Genomic DNA, 21,109 nt, shown 5'->3' on the forward strand with positions numbered 1-21,109 from the left:
TCATCTTAAGTGGTATGACCATTAATTAGAGTTAACGCTCCATTTGATTGGTTGATATATTTTGTGTTGTGTTCGAAATAAGATAAATTAATAACCATATGATTTATAATGATTTTATTGGATGCAATCGAGTGACTGTAAAGTAATTTTTCCATTTAGTATTTATTCACTGAGTAAATAAATACAGTGGGAATGTTTCTTTTTTCTCACTTCTCTTCCAGCCTTATTACAGTGAAGCGGTGAGGAGTATTAAAAATGAAATTCGATGAAAACCCTTTAGGTACCGATGGTTTTGAATTTGTTGAATATACAGCAGTATCTCCGGAACAAATAAGTTCACTTAAAGAATTATTCACCCAAATGGGCTTTGCTGAAATTGCCAAGCATCGCTCTAAAGAGGCTTGGTTGTATCGCCAAGGAGAAATTCAATTTATTGTGAATGCCGATCCTCGCAGCCAAGCGCGGCAATTTGCGGCGATACATGGTCCTTCCGTGTGTGGCATGGCGTTTCGTGTACGAGATGCTGCAACAGCCTTTGATTACGCCTGTAATCATGGAGCCAGCGCCTACAAGGGCGAAATAGGGCCGATGGAACTCAACATTCCTGCCATTTTAGGTGTTGGCGGTAGTGTCATCTATTTTGTTGACCGTTATGGTGAACACTCTATCTACGATGTGGATTTTGTGTTTTATCCCGATTATCGGGAGCGACTCGCGACCGTGAATACTGGTTTACTTTGTGTGGATCATCTTACTCATAATGTCATGCGTGGCCATATGGATGAATGGGCTGAGTTTTATGAACGTATTGGTAATTTTCGTGAAGTTCGCCATTTTGATATTGAAGGCAAATATACCGGCCTTCTAAGCCGAGCAATGACGTCCCCATGCGGGAAAATTCGAATTCCAATTAATGAATCGCGCGATGATCAATCGCAGGTAGAAGAATTTATCCGTCAATACAATGGTGAGGGAATTCAACATATTGCGCTATCCACGAATAACATTTATCAGTCGGTGAAGACTTTACGCAAACTGGGCATGCGCTTTATGGTTACTCCTGATACGTATTACGAGCAGATAGATAAACGTGTTAGTACACACCAAGAAGATGTTGAACAACTCAAAGCACTCAATATCCTCATTGATGGAGATGCAGAAACTGATGGCATTTTGCTGCAGATTTTTACGGAAACAGTTATCGGCCCGGTCTTTTTCGAAATCATTCAACGTAAAGGAAATAGCGGTTTTGGGGAGGGGAATTTCCGCGCGTTATTTGAATCGATTGAAGAGGATCAAGTCCGCCGCGGGGTGATCGACAATGCCTAATCGAATTTGGTATCCACATCAAGAAGGGATCTGCTCTAAACAAGCGCACGCCGACTTTCCAGAGCAAACCTTTGAAAGAGAAGCGGGTCGCGATGGATTTTATGGTCCAGCGAGCCATTTTCATCATCGTCACGCACCTACTGGCTGGAGTGATTGGCAAGGGGATTTACGCCCAAGAGCCTTCGATTTTACAAAGTTAGAATGCGCCTTGCAGGGCTCTCCTTGGAGCGTACCTACCTTACTGCACAACGACCAATGCAAAATTCGCTTTTGGCAGATAAGCCAGTCAATGGAAACGCTGGTGCGTAATGCTGATGGCGATGAACTGTTGTTTATTCATGCCGGTGAAGGTGAGTTCTACTGTGATTATGGGCATTTAACGGTGACACAAGGGGATTATGTTTTGATCCCACGAGGAACGCTATGGCGCATCGATGTAAGCCAATCTTTAGCCATTCTAATGGTTGAAAACAGTAATGGGCGCTTTGGATTGCCTGATAAAGGTTTGGTCGGTAATCATGCGATTTTTGATCCGGCCATCTTGCGCGTGCCGGCTATCAATGATGCTTTTCGTGACCAATACAGTGAACAAACCACTCATGTATCGGTTAAGCGGGGTGATACGCTTTCAACCATCACGTATCCGTTTAACCCTCTTGATGCGGTGGGATGGCATGGCGATTTAAGTGTCGTGAGCCTCAACTGGCGTGATATTCGCCCTCTCATGTCTCATCGCTATCATTTGCCTCCTTCGGCACACACTACTTTTGTTGCTGATGGTTTTGTCGTATGTACCTTTGTGCCTCGCCCTGTAGAATCTGACGATAGGGCGCTAAAAGTGCCGTTTTACCACAGTAATGATGATTATGATGAAGTCCTTTTTTATCATCATGGGCAATTCTTTAGCCGCGATAATATTCATCCAGGCATGGTGACTTTTCATCCTGCTGGGTTTACGCATGGTCCACATCCTAAAGCGTATCAAAAAGCACAAACTCAACCTGCCACTTTTATTGATGAGGTGGCGGTAATGATAGATACGCGCAATGCACTTAGATTTACTCAAGATGCGAAAAACATCGAAGTTGAAGATTATGTGAACAGTTGGCGAATTGGCTGATCTAAGGAGCGCGTATGAAGCTGGCAACTTTAAAAAATGCTCAACGGGACGGTAAATTGGTCGTTGTAAATCGAGATCTTACTCGTTACGTGGCGGTACCCGAAATTGCACATTCATTACAAGAGGCTCTGGATAACTGGGATAAAGTCGAGAGTCCACTACTCGACATATACCAAGAACTCAATGCAGGTAAGCGGTCCGATGCCCATGATTTTGACTCACAACGATGTCATTCACCGTTACCGAGATCGTTTCATTGGGCAGATGGTTCCGCTTATGTTCATCATGTGGAATTAGTTCGTAAGGCGCGCGGAGCCGAAATGCCGCCTAGCTTTTGGACGGATCCGCTTATGTATCAAGGGGGGAGTGATACTTTTCTTGCACCAATGGATGATATCGTTCTTCGTGATACGACTTGGGGGCTGGATTTTGAAGGGGAAGTTGCGGTTATTACGGATGATGTTCCTCAGGGATGCAGTCAAGAACAAGCCGCGCAGGCGATTAAATTATTGATGTTGGTGAATGATGTTTCTTTACGTGAGTTAATTCCAGGGGAGCTCGCAAAGGGGTTTGGCTTTTATCAATCAAAACCCTCGTCTTCATTTAGTCCTGTAGCAGTAACGCCCGATGAGTTGGAGGGGGTATGGGCAGATGGACGAGTGATGCTGCCATTGGTTAGCACACTCAATGACGTTGTCTTTGGGCGGCCAGAGGCCGGTAAGGACATGACGTTTAATTTTCCTCAATTGATTTGTCACGCTGCTAAAACGAGAGCATTGTCTGCTGGTACGATTATTGGCTCAGGTACGGTATCGAATGTTCAACCAGAAGATGACAGTAGCCTAGTTGCCAATGGAGGCGTGGGGTATTCCTGTATTGCAGAAAGACGCATGATTGAAATTCTGCAATGGGGCCACCCACAAACACACTTTTTACAGCCAGGAGATAACATTCGTCTTGAAATGCTCGATTCTAAAGGGCTATCCATTTTTGGAGCTATAAACCAACGAGTCGTGGAGTAACGCTATGAATAAGTTCGAATTATACAGTTATTGGCGTTCTTCCGCGGCTTACCGTGTGCGCATTGCGCTCAACCTAAAGCAGATCGAGTATGAACAAAAAGCGGTGAACTTGTTGACCGAACAGGGCCATCCCATCCACTTTCATTTACTCAACCCTAATGGTTTGGTTCCTGTGTTGGTTCATGGCGACGTAGTGCTCAATCAAAGTTTGGCGATTATGTTGTATCTCGATGAACATTTTCCGCAGCCATCTTTATTGCCAAAGGGAGATGACCGTTATCAGGTAATCGCTATGGCACAAGACATTATTAGTGATATCCATCCGCTGAACAATTTACGCGTATTGCGTTATTTAACTAATCCGATAGGGGCAACCCAAGAGCAAAAAGGGGCATGGTATCATCACTGGATACATGCAGGGTTTGAGGCGCTAGAAAATCGGTTGGTGGCATGCTCTGGTCATTATGCTTTTGGTGACAGTGTCACTATGTTGGATGTTTGTTTGGTGCCGCAAGTGTATAATGCAGAGCGTTTTGATGTGGATATGGAGCGTTATCCAATTATTCAACGGATCACAGAAAAACTTCGCTTACATCCAGCCTTTGTTCGTGCATTGCCGGAAAATCAACCAGATGCGTCGTGATTTATGAATATTTCGTAAAAAACGGGCAGTAAGTCATGACCTGAAACGCGTTCGGTGGCAGTATACTCAAATTGTTTCTTCAGGCGTATGTGCCTTTCAATCGAGTATTAACATGTCTCTGCAGCAGTTAGTGGCGGAATACGGATATTTAGCCGTCGCCATCGGGACCTTTTTTGAAGGGGAAACCATTTTGGTGTTAGGCGGCTTTGCTGCCCATCGTGGTTATCTAGATCTGTTTTGGGTTATTGCCAGTGCGTTTGGTGGTACCCTGTTTGGTGATCAACTTTACTATTTTATCGGTCGGAGCAAGGGTAAAAGTGCTATCGACAAGCGCCCTAAATGGAAAGCAAAATCCGCTCGCGTGTTCCACCTTCTAAATAAGCATCAAGTCTTATTGATTCTAGGGTTCCGTTTTTTGTACGGTATTCGAACAGTCACTCCGTTTCTCATTGGAGCAAGTAATGTGCCTCCGCAACGATTTATTGTGCTTAATATTATCGGCGCTCTCATTTGGGCGATTGCAGTGGGTGTATTAGGGTATTTGTTTGGTCATACTGTTGAACTATTCCTGCACAATATCAAGCATTATGAAGTCACGTTTTTTGCGGCGATCTGTTTTTGTGCCATCGTGTTGTGGTCATGGAAGCGTTGGAAAAGTGAGAACAAATAATTGTGGTGAATGGACCAAAATAGCATAAGGCGAAAGGGGAAAACGTGTGTGACACCTGATACACCTAGTTTCTTTTCTTCCGCTGATGTGCTGTTTTGGGGGTATAAATTAGTTTCTCTTCTGAAATACAGAAAAACGATAAGTTGGCTGAATTTATATTGCGAAAAACTCTACATCATGCTCATAAAAAATTTGATGTCACACACACCTTTTTCTACTCCTTAATACTTAGCTTCTAAATTTCCTCTGTTTCATCAGCAAAGTGCATATCTTTGATTACACTTATTTATATCCTAAGAGGGGTGTAAAGAGCGTATGGATAACACTAATCAAAATATCATCGATGAGGAAGTTTCGTTTCCTCAAGACATGGAATTGGTATCGACCACTGACATTCGAGGCCATATTACTTATGCCAATGAAGAGTTTTGTAAAGTGGCTGGGTTTACTCTTGAAGAGCTGCTGCATAAAAACCACAACATCGTGCGGCATCCTTCCATGCCAAAAGAAGCGTTCCAAGATTTGTGGGATCATTTAAAGGAAGAGCAAAACTGGCGTGGCGCTGTGAAAAACCGATGTAAAGATGGACGTTACTACTGGGTTGACGCCTTTGTTACACCGATTTATGAGCATGGTGAACTGGTCGGTTACCAATCGGTACGTCGTAACTTAACTCCTGAGATTCGCAAGCGTGCAGAAATCGCCTATGACAAAATGTTAAATGGTCGTAGGGCGCTGCCTCTATTCGATTTTAAAGCATCGACAAAGCTCACTTTAAGTTTCGTTGCCAGCCTTATTGTGATCGTTGGAACCATCTTTATCAGTCCTTATTTATCGGTGTTGTTACCTCTTGTTTATTGCATGTTGTTTTATAGTGACGTTGTCACGAATTCTCGGTATAACGAAGAATTATCAGGGATTTATGACAGTATTTCCCGTTATATCTATTGCGACCATCCCAAAAATAACGCTGAGTTTCACATTCGAATGCAGAAAGGCAAGGTAAAAACCATTGTTGGACGTACCCTCGACAGTGGTCGCGATTTGCTCACTAAAGTGAAACAAATGCAGCAGTTATCAAAAAGCAGTCAAAATAACATTGAAGTGCAAACGGAGGAGCTAGAAAAAATCTCTACTGCTGTAGAAGAGATGGTGGCGACGATTCATGAAGTGGCTCGCAACAGTTCGCAGACCTCCGATCAAGTTAGAAATGCTTCGCAGTTGTGCCAAAAGGCGATGCAAAACATTCAATCGACCGAAACTAAGGTAATGGATTTGTCGGACGAGGTGAATAATTCCGCTGCGGCAACCGACCTGTTAGCGGAAAAAATAGAACAAATTGATTCGGTGATGAATGAAATTCAAGGGGTGGCGGAACAAACTAACTTGCTGGCGCTTAACGCAGCCATTGAAGCGGCTAGGGCGGGAGAGCAAGGGCGTGGGTTCGCTGTGGTTGCCGATGAAGTTCGTGCTCTGAGCCAAAGAACGCATAAAGCGACTGAGGGTATTCAATCTTCCATGAAAGATGTGGTAGCAACCCTCTCTACGTTAAAGAGTACGATGCAAGCTGGGGAGAAGGCTGCGCAAAGCTGTGTTGAAGATACCAGTAACACCAAAGCAAGTGTGTCGGATTTGACAGAAGCGGTACGAATTATTGACGATGCCGCAACGCAAATCTCCACTGCGGCTGAACAGCAAAGTGTTGTGGCTAAAGAAATTAATGAAAACTTAACCACAATTAAGGATGCATCAGGTCGCAACTTAAATGACGCTAATGGCGTGTTTGAATTGGCTAACGACGTACAACTCAAAGCCGATCAACTAGCGAATTTAGGGATGTCATTTAAAGCTTAGTGTCACTTGATTAGTCATTAAGCAAACCCACTGTCAGAGCGTCTTCCAGAGCGTGTATCACGTTATCATGGCGGGCGTTCTGATTTTTTATAAGGTATAAAGTCGAGTTACGCTGCTGTTGCCCATCTTCGAAAATAGGCTTGAGAACCCCTTGTGCGAGATGCTCTTCAATTTCACTGACAGGGATCCAGCCATAACCTAACTGATTCAAAATGGCATCAATAGCAGAGTTGAGAGAAGTAAAAAACCATGAATCTTGATAACGTTGATTAGAATCGGCAGCGTGTTGTTGGTGATGTTTATCAACCACTTGAATCATAGGTACGCATTTCAGTTTTGCTGTGCGTAACTCGGCGGGTAAATCAAAAATAGGGTGGTCACAGTGAGCAACGGGAATCACACTGACGTTTAATACTGCCCGTTTTTCTGTATTTAGACTCTCTGGCGCACTGATGATATACACATCATCTTGCTCTTGTTTAAATAACATGATGCCTTCATCGCGGACCGTTTCTTTCACGTGCACATGGGTGTTAGGGTATTGTTGATTAAAGCGTTTTAACCCGCTAAATAATTGTGTTTTGGGAAATAGACTATCAACCACTACGCTAATAACGGCTCGTTCGCCTTGAGTTAGTGCCTCGGCGCGAGCTTCTAAATCTCGCCACTGATCCAAAATAAATGCCGCCTGTTCGAGCAGAATTCGTCCCTGTTCAGTTAACACCAGCTTTCGTCCTTGTAAGTTGAGAATTTCTACACCAAGTCGTTGTTGTAATTGAGTTAATTGGTAACTAATTGCTGGTTGACTCTTAAATGTTTGCTCTGCTGCCTTGGCAATACTGCCTTGCTCGACCACTGCTCTTAGTACCTGCCATTGCTCAAGTGTTGTTTTTAACATATTAAACTTTTCGATGTTATCAATCAGATATTGTGAATTTTACTTCTAATTATCTGAGGTATAGTGACCTCCAACACAAAAACGAAACGAAATAGTGAGGGATTTAATATGTTCGACGTAAATGATTTAAGCGGTATTGTTGGTAAACACCTTGTTTATACTTACGACAATGGCTGGAATTATGAGTTTTACTTTAAAAACGACAACACAGCAGATTATCGAATTCACAGTGGTATCGTTGGTGGTCGTTGGGTTAAAGACCAACACGTCTATCTTGTTCGCGTAGCAAAAGATGTTTATAAAGTGTCATGGACTGAACCAACTGGTACAGATGTTAGCTTGATTGCAAACCTAGCAGATAAAGTGTTCCACGGGACTATCTTCTTCCCTCGTTGGGTAATTAACGATCCTAAAAAAACAGTTTGTTTCCAAAACGAGCACATTGCACAAATGGAAGCGTACCGCGCGGAAGGCCCTGCTTACCCAACAGAAGTGATTGATGAATTTGCGACCATCACTTTCGTTCGTGATGCAGGCATTAACAACGAAGAAGTGATTAATTGCCCTGCAAGTGAGTTACCAGCAAACTTCCCTGAAAATCTAAAATAAGCTGACTTCCTAGGGTAACAGCACCTGTATACATTAGATGGATGTGTACGTTAGAAAAAACGCCAGAGAGGATGCTCTCCGGCGTTTTTTATGTCACTAATTGCAACCCAACTTATTTAAAAAAACGGCCTGGGTCATCACTGAAAATACCATCCACTTGATTCAACAGAGAGAATTTCTCAGGTTTGTTCACTGTGTAACACCACACTTGATAGCCTTCGCGATGGAGATCGGCAATATGCCGCTGGGTCAACCATTTGTAGTTTACGTTACAGCTAAATGCTTTAACTTCTTTAAGTACACGGCGGTCACTTTGGGTTAAACGTTCAGTCAGTACCCCGAGCTTGTACCCAGGACAGTGAGCATACAGTTGGCGAATAATGTCATGACTGAAACTCGATAACATGATTTTATCTTTAGGTAACTGGCATTGGTCGAGTTGCTCTTTGAGTTGGGATGCCACTGCCGCAACGTCATGGCGATCGACTTTCACCTCTATGTTGAGGCCTAGTGCGTGTTTGGTTGCCAATGACAGTAATTCCGCCAGCGTCATAATGAGTTCATTGGCAAACTTGGCATCGAACCAAGAGCCAAAATCTTTACTGCGCAATTCGTCGAGAGTCATTTCATCGATACGTCCTTGGCCGTTACTGCAGCGATCAATGGTGTGATCGTGGCAAACGACTAGAATATTATCTTTCGTTGGCTGAACATCCACTTCAACCCAATTCAAGCCTAAATCAATGGCGGCTTGAACACTAACACGGGTATTCTCTGGAAAATGGGCAGCCACGCCCCGGTGACCAACAATAACAAGTGACATGGTTTATTCCTTTTACTCGTAAGAACGCTCAGTTGTACTGATAAGTTCTACACGATGGCTTTGGCAAAGTTGTTGTAAAGCGATGCTAGGTTTATCAATAAACAGGCAATCGATGTCATTTAGTGTAGCGCTAACTACAGGAGCATAGCGACCATATTTTGTGTGATCGGCCACAAGCCAGCACTGTTCACTTTGACTGATGATAGTACGACTGAGCGCGGCCTCTTCGGGGGTAAAATCGAGCAATTCTCCTCGCTCGTTTAATCCACCCACACCAAACACACCGATCTTGATGTTAAATTGTCGATAGAAATCAGTTGTGACTTCTCCCACGGTATCTTGATCAGAATGACGCACTGCGCCACCAGCCAAATGAAGAGCGATATTGGGGTTATGACTGAGTACCAATGCCGCATTAATATTATTGGTAACCACCGTAAGGCCCGAGTGATCGAGTAGGGCCTGCGCTACATATTTTGGGGTGGTTCCAATACCCAAGAAAATGCTGGTTTGTTCAGGTAAACAATCGACGACTCGTTGAGCGATCGCTTGTTTTTGCGCACTGTGCTGCAAGTCTCGGTTAGAAAACGATAAATTGTCATTTTGTGTCGGTAAACAGATTCCGCCATGTACTCGTTTGACCAATCCCAACTCATTTAAGTCATTCATATCTTTGCGGATAGTTTGCACAGATACCGCAAGATGCTGTGCTAAGTGACCACTGGTGAGTACACCTTGTGATTGTTGTAATTGCTGTAAAATTTGTTTCTGTCGTGTTGATAGGCTCACTCTGATCCCTTATTACTGCTTAGAGGGTGGAAGATTGCTTTTCGTTATAACATCTCTCGTTACTGCATCTTGAACTCGCTACCAATACGTTTGCCCATTTGATCAAATAGGTGTAGTTGTTCTAAAGGAATAAACAGATCTATTTCACCATTTACAGGTAGAGTCATTTCTGATGTCATTGCAATAAACGGCTGCGCTTTCTGTTGTTCATCAACTATGGAGCCATGAACTAATTGATTCGGTCCTAATGGTTCAATTACCCCGATTTTAAAGCGCAATTTTAATGAAGGACCATCACAATGAAGTTGCGCCTGTTCAGGACGAATCCCTAAGGTGCATGTTGTCGAATGAATAGGGGAAGAAAGCGTCAATGTTTGACCAGCCACTAGCAGTGAATTATTTTGCCCAAGAGCGGGAAGGAAATTCATGGCAGGGCTGCCAATAAAGCTGGCGACAAATGTAGAAGCTGGTTGGTGATAGATCTCTTTCGGAGTGCCGATTTGTTCAATACTGCCTTCTTTAAGCACCACAATACGGTCGGCTAGCGTCATCGCTTCGACTTGGTCGTGAGTAACGTAAACACTGGTCACGTTCAATTCTCGCTGCAGCTTTTTGATCTCTAACCGCATGTGCGAACGCAGTGCCGCATCAAGGTTTGAGAGTGGCTCATCAAATAAAAACAGTTGAGGATCGCGCACAATTGCCCGTCCCATTGCCACGCGCTGACGTTGACCTCCCGACAATTTAGATGGTTTACGGTCGAGATAGTCTTCGATTTTTAATGTTGTCGCAACGCTTCGAATTTTTTGTTCAATCGTACCTTTATCCACACCGCGGTTTTTTAACCCATAAGCCAAGTTTTGGTACACCGTCATATGCGGATAGAGCGCGTAATTTTGAAATACCATCGCTATGTCACGCTGAGCCGGTTTAATTTGGTCAACTCGGCGTCCGTTAAGGTAAATCGCACCGGAATTAATGGCCTCTAAGCCTGCAATCGAGCGTAACAGTGATGACTTACCACACCCTGATGGGCCAACTAACACAATGAACTCGCCATGTTGAATATCAAGATTGATACCACGTACGGCACGGTGACCATTCTCGTAGGTTTTAACAATATCTTGTAATTTGAGCATGGTGTTAACCAATGAATCTGGAGAAGCATTTAACTCAAGTGCAGTATTATTTTTCACTTTCGACGAGTCCTTTTACAAAATAGCGTTGGAAAATGGCCACAATCAGTACCGGTGGCAACATGGCGAAGATGATCATGGCAAAGGCATAATCGTAACGAGGCATCTTGGCTTCGCTGATGTTATTGAGTATCTGTTTAATGCCCATAATGATGGTGTAGTAATGTTCATCAGTGGTGATCATCATTGGCCATAAATATTGGTTCCAGCCAACAACGAACATAATGATAAAAATGGCGGCCATCATTGTGCGCGATAGGGGGAGCACCATATCAATGAAAAAGCGAATGGGTCCTGCATTGTCAAGTTGTGCCGCTTCATACAGTTCATCGGGAAGAGTTTGGTAGAACTGGCGAAAGAAAAATGTGGCAGTGGCTGATGCAATCAAAGGCAGAATCAAGCCGGAATAGTGATTGAGCATGCCCAGCTTTGTCACCACTTCGTACGAAGGGATAATCCGAACTTCAAGAGGAAGTAGTAAGGTAACGAAAATGAGCCAAAACCACGCAGTAGCATAAGGCAAACGAAAGTAGACCAGTGCGTAAGCAGCGATCATCGAAATAATGATTTTACCGATGGCAAAACCTAACCCCATAATCAGTGAGTTAATGATCATGGTTTGCGCTGTGACATCTCCTGCAAAACCTAATCCTTGTGACCAAGCGACTTTATAAGCGTCGAACCCTTGTTTACCGATATCCCATTGCAGACCATTACTGATGATCGAGTTAGGCTCGTGAGTTGAGCTGGCAAAAATGAGCCAAACGGGGGCAAGCATAAACAGCACCCCGAGTATTAAAATAATATGGTCGAACCATTGAATCCTTTTCATGCATCCTCCTAATAATGAATGCGCTTTTCAACCACGCGAAACTGTATTGCGGTGAGTAATAACACTAAGATGAGCAGTACCACCGATTGCGCAGCGCTTCCGCCTAAATCGGCGCCAATGAAACCGTCTTGGTAAACTTTATAAACCAGCGAAGTTGTACTGCCACCTGGGCCGCCACCGGTCATGGTGTCGATGACACCGAAGGTTTCAAAAAAGGCATAAGTGAGATTAATAACCAGCAGAAAAAATCCAGTGGGTGCGAGCAGAGGAAAGGTGATTGTCCAAAATCGACGGATATCACTGGCACAATCGAGCATGGCTGCCTCGCGAACCGCTAACGAAATGGACTGTAAGCCCGCGAGAAAATAGACAAAATTTACTGGAACTTGCTTCCATACCGAGACTAAGACTAACGCGAACATAGCGTCGTTGGGTTTAGTTTGGGCTGAAAAATCCCATCCTAGAGACTGCAGAGCCTGAGTTAAAATACCAATGCTAGGATCAAACATAAAACCGCCCATAAGACCGGCAACTGCAGGCGCAACGGCATATACCCACGTTAAGGTGGTACGGTAGATGCTCTGACCATGTAATATCTGGTTCGCTTTCACGGCCAACAATAGTGCAATCCCCAGTGATAAAAACGCGACGATTACTGAGAAAATAAGCGTAAACCAGAGTGACTGTAGATAATCAGAAGAAGAAAAGAGAATTTGATAGTTTTCGAGCCCAACAAAGTTTGAAGTGAGCCCCCAAGGATCCTCTAGGTGAAACGACATCACCAAAGCTTCACCTGCAGGATAGAGAAAAAAGATCGCGATGATGGCTATTTGAGGAAACAGCAGCGCATACGGAAGTAAGCTGTGTTGGAATTGTTGTCGACGTTGCACAGTGTAATAAACCTAATAATGACCAATGGAAAAAGGCAACACCCCAAGGTGCTGCCTCGTTGTACTATTGAACAGTACGTTTAAAGCGATTAAGTAGCTGTTCGCTCTCTTTTTCCACTTTATTCAAACTGGTTTTGACACTGGTTTGGCCGGCAAATATTTTGTCAAATTCGCGGTCCATAACGGTGCGAATTTGTGGGTAGAAACCAAGACGGTAACCTTTATTCCAATCACCAGAAGGTAATGTAAGTTGTTTTACACCCACTTCTGCATCAGGGTTCGATTGGTAATAACCGGATTGTTTGGTTTTGTCATAAGCTGCAGTGGTCACCGGAACATAGCCAGTGGTTTCATGCCAATACATTTGTACATCTGGGCGAGTAAGGTAGTGAAAAAACGCCGCAACACCTTTATCTTCGGTTGATGAGTGACCATTTAGAGCGAACAGCGCACCGCCACCGATAAAGGTGTGATAACCACCTTCTTTTGTTAAAGAAGACCAATAAGGTAGGTAAGTCGTACCCATATCAAATTTTACACGTGCGCGTAGACCACCAAATGAACCGGACGAACCAACCCACATGGCCACTTCTTGCTTTTCAAAAGGGGTTTGGTTAGCGTCCCAATCCGTTCCATAGTATTTGAAGTAGCCTTTTTTCGCCCACTCTTGCAGCTTGGTGATATGCATAACCATATCTTTAGAGTTGAACATTAGTTTGGTTGCAAAGCCATCGTAACCATTTTCTTTATCGGCTAACGGTAGGTTATGACGGGATTTGAAGTTTTCAAACATGGTCCAAGGCGTTAGTGATTCAGAGAAGGTAGCATAACCTTTAGCCTTAAGTTTTTTCGCCAATGCTTCTAACTCTTCATAGGTTTGTGGCGCTTGACCATTCACTTTCGCCAAAATGTCTTTGTTGTAATACAAAACAGGTGTTGAGCTGTTAAAAGGCATACCAATCATTTTACCAGTACTGTCAGCATAGAATTGACGAACGCCGGCAATATACTCGTTCGAATCAAACTTGTAGCCCGCTTGTGTAAGAATATCTTGTACTGGTTTTGCCACGCCTTTAGCGCTCATGATAGTCGCTGAGCCTGCGTCAAACACTTGCAGAATATTGGGCGCATCGCCACCTCGATAGGCTGCGATACCGGCTGTTAGTGTTTCGGTATAAGTGCCTTTAAACACGGGAGTGACTTTATATTCCGATTGGGAAGCGTTGAAGTCGGTAGCAATTTTATTTACCGTTTCGCCTAATTGCCCCCCCATAGCATGCCACCAAGTGATGTTGGTAACAGCGTAACTTGGGCTGGAGATTGCCGCTGACATGATTCCTGCTAACCATAGCTTATTCATTATTGTTCCTTTTCTGTTTCGAACGAGAGTGTTTGGGTTTCGTATGACGTTATGTTGCGCGAGGAATGTGTCGTTGCTGTGGAAGAAACATGGCAAAAGATTGAAGGATTTATTATCAATCCTTGTTATTTCTATCAATTGCACTGAATCAGTGCGTAATGTAGTCATATTGCACTGTTTTGGTTGTTTTATTTAGGATAACTGACTGGTAAATTTTATTTTTGCAAAATATTATTGGATCGTAATGGCTGAAAACCGCTATCATTAGTTATAAAACAATTGTCACAGAACCGCTCAAACCACCTCAGGATAGAGGTTTATTGAGTCTGCAAAAACAAGGAAAGAAGTATGAAAATAGGTATTATTGGTGCTGGCGCTGTTGGTGTTGGTATTTGTAACTACTTGTTGACGTTGGGCAGTGTTAGTGAATTGGTGCTACTTGATAAAGACATTATGCGAGCTGAAGGCGAAGTGTTTGATTTTCGCCACACCGCTGCGCTCACCTTTAGTAAAAATACGCGTATCATTCCTAGCGATAATTATATGGATATGCTGGGAGCGGATATTGTTGTGATTACTGCTGGTGCTCAAATCAAGCAAGGCCAAACACGTATGGATCTGGCGGAGATCAATAGTCGCATTGGTGTCGATATCGCTGGAAAAGTTGAACGCGTGGCTCCCAATGCCATTTTAATTATTGTGACCAACCCATGTGATATCGTGACACACAGTATCATTGCGAATACCGGTTACAGTGCTGATAAGGTAATTTCTGCTGGATGTGTGGTGGACACTGCTCGGTTAATGACGATAGTCGCTGAGCGTGTCAATCTCGATCCGAAGAACGTGTTTGGCTACGTGCTAGGTGAACATGGTAGCCATTGTTTTACGCCGAAAAGTTTAATTAGCATTGCAGGCCAACCTGCCGACTATTATTGCGATGCCAATGATGTACCGCGCATCGACGCAGATGAGCTGTTAGAGTCTGTAAAACAAGCTGGTTTTGAAATTTTCCGTCGTAAAAACAATACCACTCATGGCATCGCCGCCAGTGTGTTTCGAATTATTCAATCAATCGTTATTAATGAACGTTCTGTATTGCCGGTAGGTACTCTGCTGCAAGGAGAATATGGGTTAACGGACGTGGTGATGAGCCTACCTGTGGTGGTAGGGAAGAGTGGTGTTGAAAAAATCCTTACACACCCGTTTAGCGATGAAGAGCGCGAAGTGATGCAGCAAATTGCAGGTGAGCTGCGCGAACACATGATGATGGTTGCGAAGGCTACGGGTCTCAATATTTAACTTTGATTCATTTCACCAGTAACACCGTGACATAAAGCAGAGTTATAGATGATAAAGGCGAATGACTTGATCATTCGCCTTTTTCTATTTCTACATTATGTTAACCAAATAAAAATAGAGTCTTTAGTTTGAGAAAGGGATTAAATGCTCATTGAACAGCGACCGGTGTTTGATTTGGGTAGATGAACTTAGTGATATCGAAGCCTGCTTTCTGTGCTTGTGCTAGAGCCGTTTTTTTCTGTAAAGGCGTTAATGTTGGAGAGCGAGACAGTAGCCAAAAATAGTCTTGGTTATAGCTCGTAACGAGTGCCATAGAGTAGTCTGGATCTAAATAAAACACGACGTAACTGCCATAAAATGGTCCGAAGAACGACACTTTTAAATGGCCCACGTCACTGCGAGTAACAAACTTGGCTGTGCCGACCGCTTGCGACCACTGTTTTTCTTTAGGATTCCATCCACGATTAACGACGCTAACGGTGCCATCGCTTTTAAGACGATAGGTCGCTTGAATATTCGAAAGACCGCGTTCAAAACTGTGGTCTAGGCGAGCAATCTCATACCAAGTTCCAAGGTAGCGACTTAAATCAAAATTATTAACCGGTTCGATATTGTCCGGTTTACCTGTACAACCCACTAACATAATTAGCGTCAATATAAGAGCGCTAACTTGTTTAATTATCCTCATATTAATCCTCCTTTTTTTACTCATTATTAACGCGTTAGCTTTGTTTAACAACAGTTGAACGTGAAAATGCGTTCGGTCGTTGAGCTTGGTAACAAAAGAGGATAGAATCCGAAATTCAGTTGATAATGAGAGTGTTTATCAATAACATGTCCGAACCTTCATGCGGTAATTGATAACAGATGATGAAAATGATGAAACCTAGCCTAGTCCTGATTTCTCTGGCAGTCACGATGCCGGTATTTGCCAATTCCCTAGAGGACGCCAAGGCGATTGAAAATCGAACCAATACAGCGTCGGCTGTCAGCCAGAAAACCGTGGATAAAAGTGCTACGGCCGCATTAGAGCTCCGCGCGGAAATCGAACAGCTTACTGAAGAAACTAAGAATTTAAAGGTGTATCGCGATCACCTTCAAGGTCTTGTTAAGAGCCAGCATAATGAAATGGCAAGCTTGAATGACCAAATTGCGGAAATCAAAAATACTCGTCAAGGTATTGTCCCTTTAATGTATGACATGCTTGATGGCCTACAAAAGATCGTGAGTCAAGATCGTCCGATTAAAGAAGAAGGGCGCCTAGCGCGAGTTGCAAAATTAAAAGCTTTGATGCCACGAGCTGATGTCTCTGATGCTGAAAAATACCGCCGCATCCTTGAAGCTTATCAAATCGAAATCGACTATGGCACCAAGCTTGGCACTTATGAAGGTCGCATCTCATTGGGTGATGCACAACAAATGGAAGCAGAAGTGCTCTATTTAGGTCGTGTATCGCTGGTGGCTCGTAACTTGAGCCAAACGCGTTACTGGACTTGGAATGCTAACCAACGTCAATGGCAAGCGCTTGATAGCAGTGATAAGGAAGATATTGATAAAGCCTTTAAACTCGCGGAACAACAAATTGCGCCAACGTTCCTAACTCTTCCTGTATCACTTACTAAAGCGGAGGCAAAATAAGATGAAATTGAAACAGTTAGCCAAAGCCATTGCGGTCACTGTTGCTTTATCTGCCTCGTCAACAGCAAGTTGGGCAGCACAAGATTTGACCACGAAGGCTCAAGTTGAAAATAAGCAAGAACGTGCACATAACGCAACACGCGAAGCCAATTTTAAAGCGCAAGAAGCGGAGCTGAAAAAGAAAAAAGCAGAGCTCGTTGCACTGCGTAACTCCCTTCAGAAGCAGGCCGATCAATTATCAGCTCAGTTCAGTAAAAATGAAGACCAATTGGCCCGTCTTGAAGAAAAACTGCGTCTCGAAAGTGGCTCGCTAGGTGAGATCTTCGGCGTGGTTCGTCAAAATGCCAAAGAACTGCAAAGTGATATGAGTAGCTCTGTCACTGGAGCCGATCGCCAACAATTAGCCAGTGTGATTGATGATATTGTTGCAGCTAAGTCATTGCCATCAATGAAGCAATTGATCGGTTTGTGGCATAGCATGGAAGAGCAAGTTCAGGCGAGCGGTGAAATTGCGCCAATCACGATTTCTTACATCAATGGCGACGGGAAAACCGTTCAAGAAAAAGCGGTTCGTTTAGGTACGTTCGGTTTAGTGACTGAGCAAGGTTACGTGCAGTGGAACAATGCTCGTAAAGACGCAGTTGCTTATGACCGTCAACCAGAAGATGGACCGACGCTAACGTCATTGAATGATGTGTTACAGGGTGACGTTAAAAATATCGTACTTGACCCTTCGCATGGCACACTCACTAAGCAACTTGCGCTTGAACCCACCATGATGGATCGCCTAGAAGCTGGCGGTGCGGTTGGTAATATGATTATTGCGCTTTTAGTCATCGGTTTGATCATCGCAGGTTATCGTGGTGTGACGCTGACTCTTGCACGCAAACAGATTAAAGCTCAGCTTAAAAATCCAAGTCAACCAACCAACAACCCATTAGGGCGTGTTCTGTCTGTGTACAGCAAAGAGAAAAAACTGACAGTAGAAGCGCTGGAACTGCGTCTTTTGGAAGCGGTTGTTGATGAACAAACTCAGTTAGAACGTGGTTTATCCATGTTAAAACTTCTAGCAGCACTTGCGCCAATGTTGGGCCTGCTTGGTACCGTAACCGGTATGATCGAAACGTTCCAAGTGATTACTCAATTTGGTAATGGTGATCCAAAAGTTATGGCTGGTGGTATCTCTATGGCGTTGGTGACAACGGTTCTTGGCCTAGTGGCTGCAATGCCGCTACTGCTAAGTCACAACATCTTAAGCTCACAAGCAGAAAGTATTCGTAATATCCTTGAAAAACAGGGTATTAGTTTAGTCGCTGAGCAAGCTGAACAAGAAAGTAACGCGAAACAAGCTGCGTAAGGATTAGCAATGAATCATGCAGACTGGTTATTTGCATTGAGAAACGCGATGGCACCGCTCTCTGAGTTCATGTCTCAGGGCGGAGTGGTGCTGTGGTGGCTTGCTGCTGTGGTTGCGATTTACTGGTTGTTAGTGATTGAACGAGTTATCTATCTGGCGGTGGCGTTTCCTAAACAACGTCAAGCTTGGATTGAACAGTGGCAACAACGTACAGAGCATCACACTTGGTATGCACAAGCGATTCGTCAGGGCTGGCTTGGCCAAGCTCATGATGGCTTAATGCAAAACTTAAATATTATTAAGGTGTTAGTGGCTATCTGCCCAATGTTAGGTTTATTGGGCACGGTAACAGGGATGATCTCTGTGTTTGATGTCATGGCGACACTGGGTAGTAGCAACCCTAAATTGATGGCCTCTGGCATTTCGCTTGCGACTTTGCCGACAATGGCGGGCATGGTTGCCGCATTAGCAGGCATGTTTGCGCATGCTCGTTTAGCAAAAAAATGCCAACTTTCTGAATTGAAATTAGAAAAAGCGTTAAGGAGTCAGCGATGAGACTGGGCCGACGACAGTCACAACCGGAAGAAGCACAAATCGACCTTACTTCCATGTTGGATATTGTGTTTATCATGTTGATCTTCTTTATTGTAACTAGCTCTTTTGTCAAAGAGTCTGGTGTTGAAGTCAATCGACCTACGGCATCGCATGTGGTCAGTCAGAAAAACGCGGGTATTTTTGTCGCGATTACTTCTGCTAACGATATCTATATCGACAAACAACAAGTAGATGTAGAGCGGGTACAAGCTCGTTTGGAGCATTTGCGCATGGAACAGCCTAAAGCCTCTTTGGTTATTCAAGCGGATGAACATGCCTATAACGGCACTGTCGTAAAAGTAATGGATGCAGCAAAAGGTGCGGGAATCGCTAATATTGCTTTGGCGGCGGAGAAACGCTAATGCGCCGATTACTCTTAGCCACTCCGCTTGCTGCTATTATCGCTTTTGGGCTATTTGCATGTATGGCATTGATGGTTGATAACGGGGTGCAGCGCGCCCCCAAAAAATCGGATCCTGTGCGTTTTAACATGGTGATGCTGGAACAAGAGCAAGCTGTTCAGCGCCGTCAACGTGCTGTCCCACCACAACCACAAGCGCCAACTCCACCAGATCAGTCATCGACCAATCGTCGTCCTATGACGACTGCCGCGAGCAGTAATGTTTCCCCAGCAAAAGTTCCTTCTTTAGGGTTGGATACCGCGATTAATGGGTTAGCGATTAGTGCGCCTAAATTCGGTGATTTTGGGGTAAACCAGCAAGCGATGCCTCTTTACCGAGTTGAACCTCAATATCCGATGCGTGCCTTAAAGCGCAATATTGAGGGGTATGTGGTTATGAGTTTTACCATCGATGAGACTGGGCGCCCAACCGATATTCAAGTGGTCGAGGCGAACCCCCGTCATATGTTCGAAAGAGAAGCAAGAAGAGCACTAAAGAGCTGGAAATACCAGCCTAAGGTGGCTGACGGTAAAGCTGTCACTCAGCCGGGTCAAACAGTTAAATTGGAGTTTAAGTTAGCCAAATGATGAAAAAATGGATTACTTGTCTACTGCTCTTAAGTTCAACGTCTTATGTCTTCGGTGCTGAACTAAGTCAGTATGCGGTTAATAAAGCGATAAAAGCAAACCAACTTGCACAAGATGGTAAGTACAGCGAAGCCATATCTCTTTTAAAAGATAACATGCCTGAACGTGAATACGACCATGCCTATTTTGATCGTATGTTAGGGGTTTTCTATTGGCAAAATGGTCAGATGAAACCTGCGCTTGCTGCGTTAACTCAAGCGGTGAATAGTGGGCAGTTGGTCGACGATCAAGCGTGGTCAACTCGACGTATGTTGGCAGACTTACTGCTGATGAACAAAGAGTATAAATTGGCCCTGCCACATTATTATGAGTTAACCAAGAGTCTGCCTAAAGATCAAAAAGGGGATGATATCTGGTTGCGAATTGGTCAAACCCATTATCAATTGGGTGAATGGCAACCCGTGCTTAAGGCGATGAAAAAATACGAAGCCTACGGATTACCAGACAAAACCAACCCTCTATCGATTAAACTGGGTGCACAACTGCAACTGGAACAGTGGGCTGCGGCGATTCCTACTTTAAAACGCCTTTTAGTGATTGAGCCAGATAAGAAAAACTGGTGGATGCAACTAGTAAGCTTAGAAATGCGCGAGAAGAAGATGAAGGATGCCCTAGCATCTCTAGCGTTGGCTAAGTTACAAGGCATTTCCTTGGAGCGTGAAGATTTACGTTTGTTGGCTCAGCTTTATGCACGTAATGGGGTTCCAGAACGAGCTGCCCAAGTGCTAGGTGAAATCAAAGGCATGGATAAGAAGGTTGATTTACTGAGTGAACAGGCAACTTACTGGCAACGTGCGAAAGAGTGGGATAAAGCGATAGACACTTGGCAGTTGGCTGCACGTTTTAATGGTAAGTATCATTGGAACGTCGCGTTGTTATTAAACCAGCAAGGACAATACAGCGATGCGTTGTCTGAATTGGACAAAGTAACAGATCCAAACCGTAAAGCCGAAGTTGCATTGGCTCGTACTCGAGCTTTGTATAAGCTAAATCGTCTTGACCATGCGTTAGAGATGGCCCGTACAGCGAATACGATTGAACCTTCTGATGAAGCGAAAGGTTGGATTAAATACCTAACGCAGTTGAAGAAGATTAAGAAGCAACGCACGTCTTAACCTTTATTTTTGTTTAATGA

General features: G+C 43.9%; 22 protein-coding genes. 14 read left to right on the forward strand and 8 right to left on the reverse strand.

The window, feature by feature from the left end; all coding sequences use genetic code 11:
- Nucleotides 1–255 precede the first annotated feature (255 nt).
- From hppD to JCM16456_RS07425, 6 genes are all read left to right on the forward strand, one after another.
- Complete coding sequence (hppD, locus tag JCM16456_RS07400) at nt 256–1,329, forward strand: 4-hydroxyphenylpyruvate dioxygenase (protein ID WP_068713605.1); 1,074 nt, start codon at nt 256–258, stop codon at nt 1,327–1,329.
- A complete protein-coding gene (locus JCM16456_RS07405) occupies nt 1,322–2,449 on the forward strand; it encodes a homogentisate 1,2-dioxygenase (protein ID WP_068713606.1) in 1,128 nt (375 codons plus the stop codon). Before hppD ends, JCM16456_RS07405 begins: the two co-directional genes overlap by 8 nt.
- 14 nt (nt 2,450–2,463) lie before the next feature.
- The gene (locus JCM16456_RS07410; protein ID WP_068713607.1) at nt 2,464–3,471 is read left to right on the forward strand and encodes a fumarylacetoacetate hydrolase family protein; all 1,008 of its coding nucleotides are present in this window, start codon (nt 2,464–2,466) and stop codon (nt 3,469–3,471) included.
- 4 nt (nt 3,472–3,475) lie between these two features.
- A complete protein-coding gene (gene maiA, locus JCM16456_RS07415; RefSeq protein WP_068713608.1) occupies nt 3,476–4,114 on the forward strand; it encodes a maleylacetoacetate isomerase in 639 nt (212 codons plus the stop codon).
- A 112-nt stretch (nt 4,115–4,226) separates the two neighbouring features.
- The gene (locus tag JCM16456_RS07420) at nt 4,227–4,784 is read left to right on the forward strand and encodes a DedA family protein (RefSeq protein WP_068713609.1); all 558 of its coding nucleotides are present in this window, start codon (nt 4,227–4,229) and stop codon (nt 4,782–4,784) included.
- Nucleotides 4,785–5,099: 315 nt separating this feature from the next.
- A complete protein-coding gene (locus JCM16456_RS07425; protein ID WP_068713610.1) occupies nt 5,100–6,638 on the forward strand; it encodes a methyl-accepting chemotaxis protein in 1,539 nt (512 codons plus the stop codon).
- Nucleotides 6,639–6,648: 10 nt separating this feature from the next.
- Here JCM16456_RS07425 and JCM16456_RS07430 read toward each other — a convergent pair whose 3' ends face one another.
- A complete protein-coding gene (locus tag JCM16456_RS07430) occupies nt 6,649–7,536 on the reverse strand; it encodes a LysR family transcriptional regulator (protein ID WP_068713611.1) in 888 nt (295 codons plus the stop codon).
- Between the two features lie 63 nt (nt 7,537–7,599).
- Here JCM16456_RS07430 and JCM16456_RS07435 point away from each other — a divergent pair, with 63 nt between their 5' ends.
- Nucleotides 7,600–8,145 carry a phenolic acid decarboxylase gene (locus JCM16456_RS07435; RefSeq protein WP_269450969.1) on the forward strand — a complete coding sequence of 182 codons (546 nt, stop codon included), beginning with the start codon at nt 7,600–7,602 and terminating at the stop codon, nt 8,143–8,145.
- A gap of 112 nt (nt 8,146–8,257) precedes the next feature.
- Here the strand turns inward: JCM16456_RS07435 and JCM16456_RS07440 are convergent, their stop codons facing one another.
- The 6 genes from JCM16456_RS07440 to ugpB all read right to left on the reverse strand — a co-directional run bounded on the left by JCM16456_RS07440 (nt 8,258) and on the right by ugpB (nt 14,035).
- Nucleotides 8,258–8,968 (reverse strand): glycerophosphoryl diester phosphodiesterase, encoded by a 711-nt coding sequence (locus JCM16456_RS07440; protein WP_068713613.1) that lies wholly within the window; start codon nt 8,966–8,968, stop codon nt 8,258–8,260.
- A gap of 12 nt (nt 8,969–8,980) precedes the next feature.
- Nucleotides 8,981–9,757, reverse strand: a complete 777-nt coding sequence (locus tag JCM16456_RS07445) for a DeoR/GlpR family DNA-binding transcription regulator (RefSeq protein WP_068713614.1) — start codon at nt 9,755–9,757, stop codon at nt 8,981–8,983.
- Nucleotides 9,758–9,816: 59 nt separating this feature from the next.
- Nucleotides 9,817–10,896, reverse strand: coding sequence for a sn-glycerol-3-phosphate ABC transporter ATP-binding protein UgpC (ugpC, locus tag JCM16456_RS07450; protein WP_082712324.1), 1,080 nt, complete (start codon nt 10,894–10,896; stop codon nt 9,817–9,819).
- 46 nt (nt 10,897–10,942) lie between these two features.
- Nucleotides 10,943–11,785 (reverse strand): sn-glycerol-3-phosphate ABC transporter permease UgpE, encoded by an 843-nt coding sequence (gene ugpE, locus JCM16456_RS07455; RefSeq protein ID WP_068713616.1) that lies wholly within the window; start codon nt 11,783–11,785, stop codon nt 10,943–10,945.
- Nucleotides 11,786–11,793: 8 nt separating this feature from the next.
- Nucleotides 11,794–12,675, reverse strand: a complete 882-nt coding sequence (locus JCM16456_RS07460) for an ABC transporter permease subunit (RefSeq protein ID WP_068713617.1) — start codon at nt 12,673–12,675, stop codon at nt 11,794–11,796.
- A 64-nt stretch (nt 12,676–12,739) separates the two neighbouring features.
- A complete protein-coding gene (ugpB, locus tag JCM16456_RS07465) occupies nt 12,740–14,035 on the reverse strand; it encodes a sn-glycerol-3-phosphate ABC transporter substrate-binding protein UgpB (protein ID WP_068713618.1) in 1,296 nt (431 codons plus the stop codon).
- 348 nt (nt 14,036–14,383) lie between these two features.
- Here ugpB and JCM16456_RS07470 point away from each other — a divergent pair, with 348 nt between their 5' ends.
- On the forward strand, nt 14,384–15,337 hold the full coding sequence (locus JCM16456_RS07470) for a lactate/malate family dehydrogenase (RefSeq protein ID WP_068713619.1): 954 nt from the start codon (nt 14,384–14,386) through the stop codon (nt 15,335–15,337).
- 148 nt (nt 15,338–15,485) lie between these two features.
- On the opposite strand, the gene JCM16456_RS07475 is transcribed toward JCM16456_RS07470, so the two are convergent.
- On the reverse strand, nt 15,486–16,025 hold the full coding sequence (locus JCM16456_RS07475; protein WP_068713620.1) for a lipocalin family protein: 540 nt from the start codon (nt 16,023–16,025) through the stop codon (nt 15,486–15,488).
- 182 nt (nt 16,026–16,207) lie between these two features.
- On the opposite strand from JCM16456_RS07475, the gene JCM16456_RS07480 reads away from it, so the two are divergent.
- From JCM16456_RS07480 to JCM16456_RS07505, 6 genes are read left to right on the forward strand one after another with little or no spacing between them, the layout of a single operon-like run.
- Nucleotides 16,208–16,975: a DUF3450 domain-containing protein gene (locus JCM16456_RS07480; protein WP_408068379.1), complete on the forward strand. Its 768-nt coding sequence runs from the start codon at nt 16,208–16,210 to the stop codon at nt 16,973–16,975.
- Nucleotide 16,976: 1 nt separating this feature from the next.
- A complete protein-coding gene (locus JCM16456_RS07485; RefSeq protein ID WP_068713622.1) occupies nt 16,977–18,332 on the forward strand; it encodes a MotA/TolQ/ExbB proton channel family protein in 1,356 nt (451 codons plus the stop codon).
- Nucleotides 18,333–18,341: 9 nt separating this feature from the next.
- A complete protein-coding gene (locus JCM16456_RS07490; protein WP_068713623.1) occupies nt 18,342–18,887 on the forward strand; it encodes a MotA/TolQ/ExbB proton channel family protein in 546 nt (181 codons plus the stop codon).
- On the forward strand, nt 18,884–19,288 hold the full coding sequence (locus tag JCM16456_RS07495) for an ExbD/TolR family protein (protein ID WP_068713624.1): 405 nt from the start codon (nt 18,884–18,886) through the stop codon (nt 19,286–19,288). Before JCM16456_RS07490 ends, JCM16456_RS07495 begins: the two co-directional genes overlap by 4 nt.
- A complete protein-coding gene (locus JCM16456_RS07500; protein ID WP_068713625.1) occupies nt 19,288–19,914 on the forward strand; it encodes an energy transducer TonB in 627 nt (208 codons plus the stop codon). The genes JCM16456_RS07495 and JCM16456_RS07500 overlap by 1 nt, the downstream gene beginning before the upstream one ends.
- Nucleotides 19,914–21,089, forward strand: coding sequence for a tetratricopeptide repeat protein (locus JCM16456_RS07505; RefSeq protein ID WP_179946799.1), 1,176 nt, complete (start codon nt 19,914–19,916; stop codon nt 21,087–21,089). Before JCM16456_RS07500 ends, JCM16456_RS07505 begins: the two co-directional genes overlap by 1 nt.
- Nucleotides 21,090–21,109 lie beyond the last annotated feature (20 nt).

Origin of the sequence: Vibrio tritonius (assembly GCF_001547935.1) — a bacterium.
GTDB lineage: Bacteria > Pseudomonadota > Gammaproteobacteria > Enterobacterales > Vibrionaceae > Vibrio > Vibrio tritonius.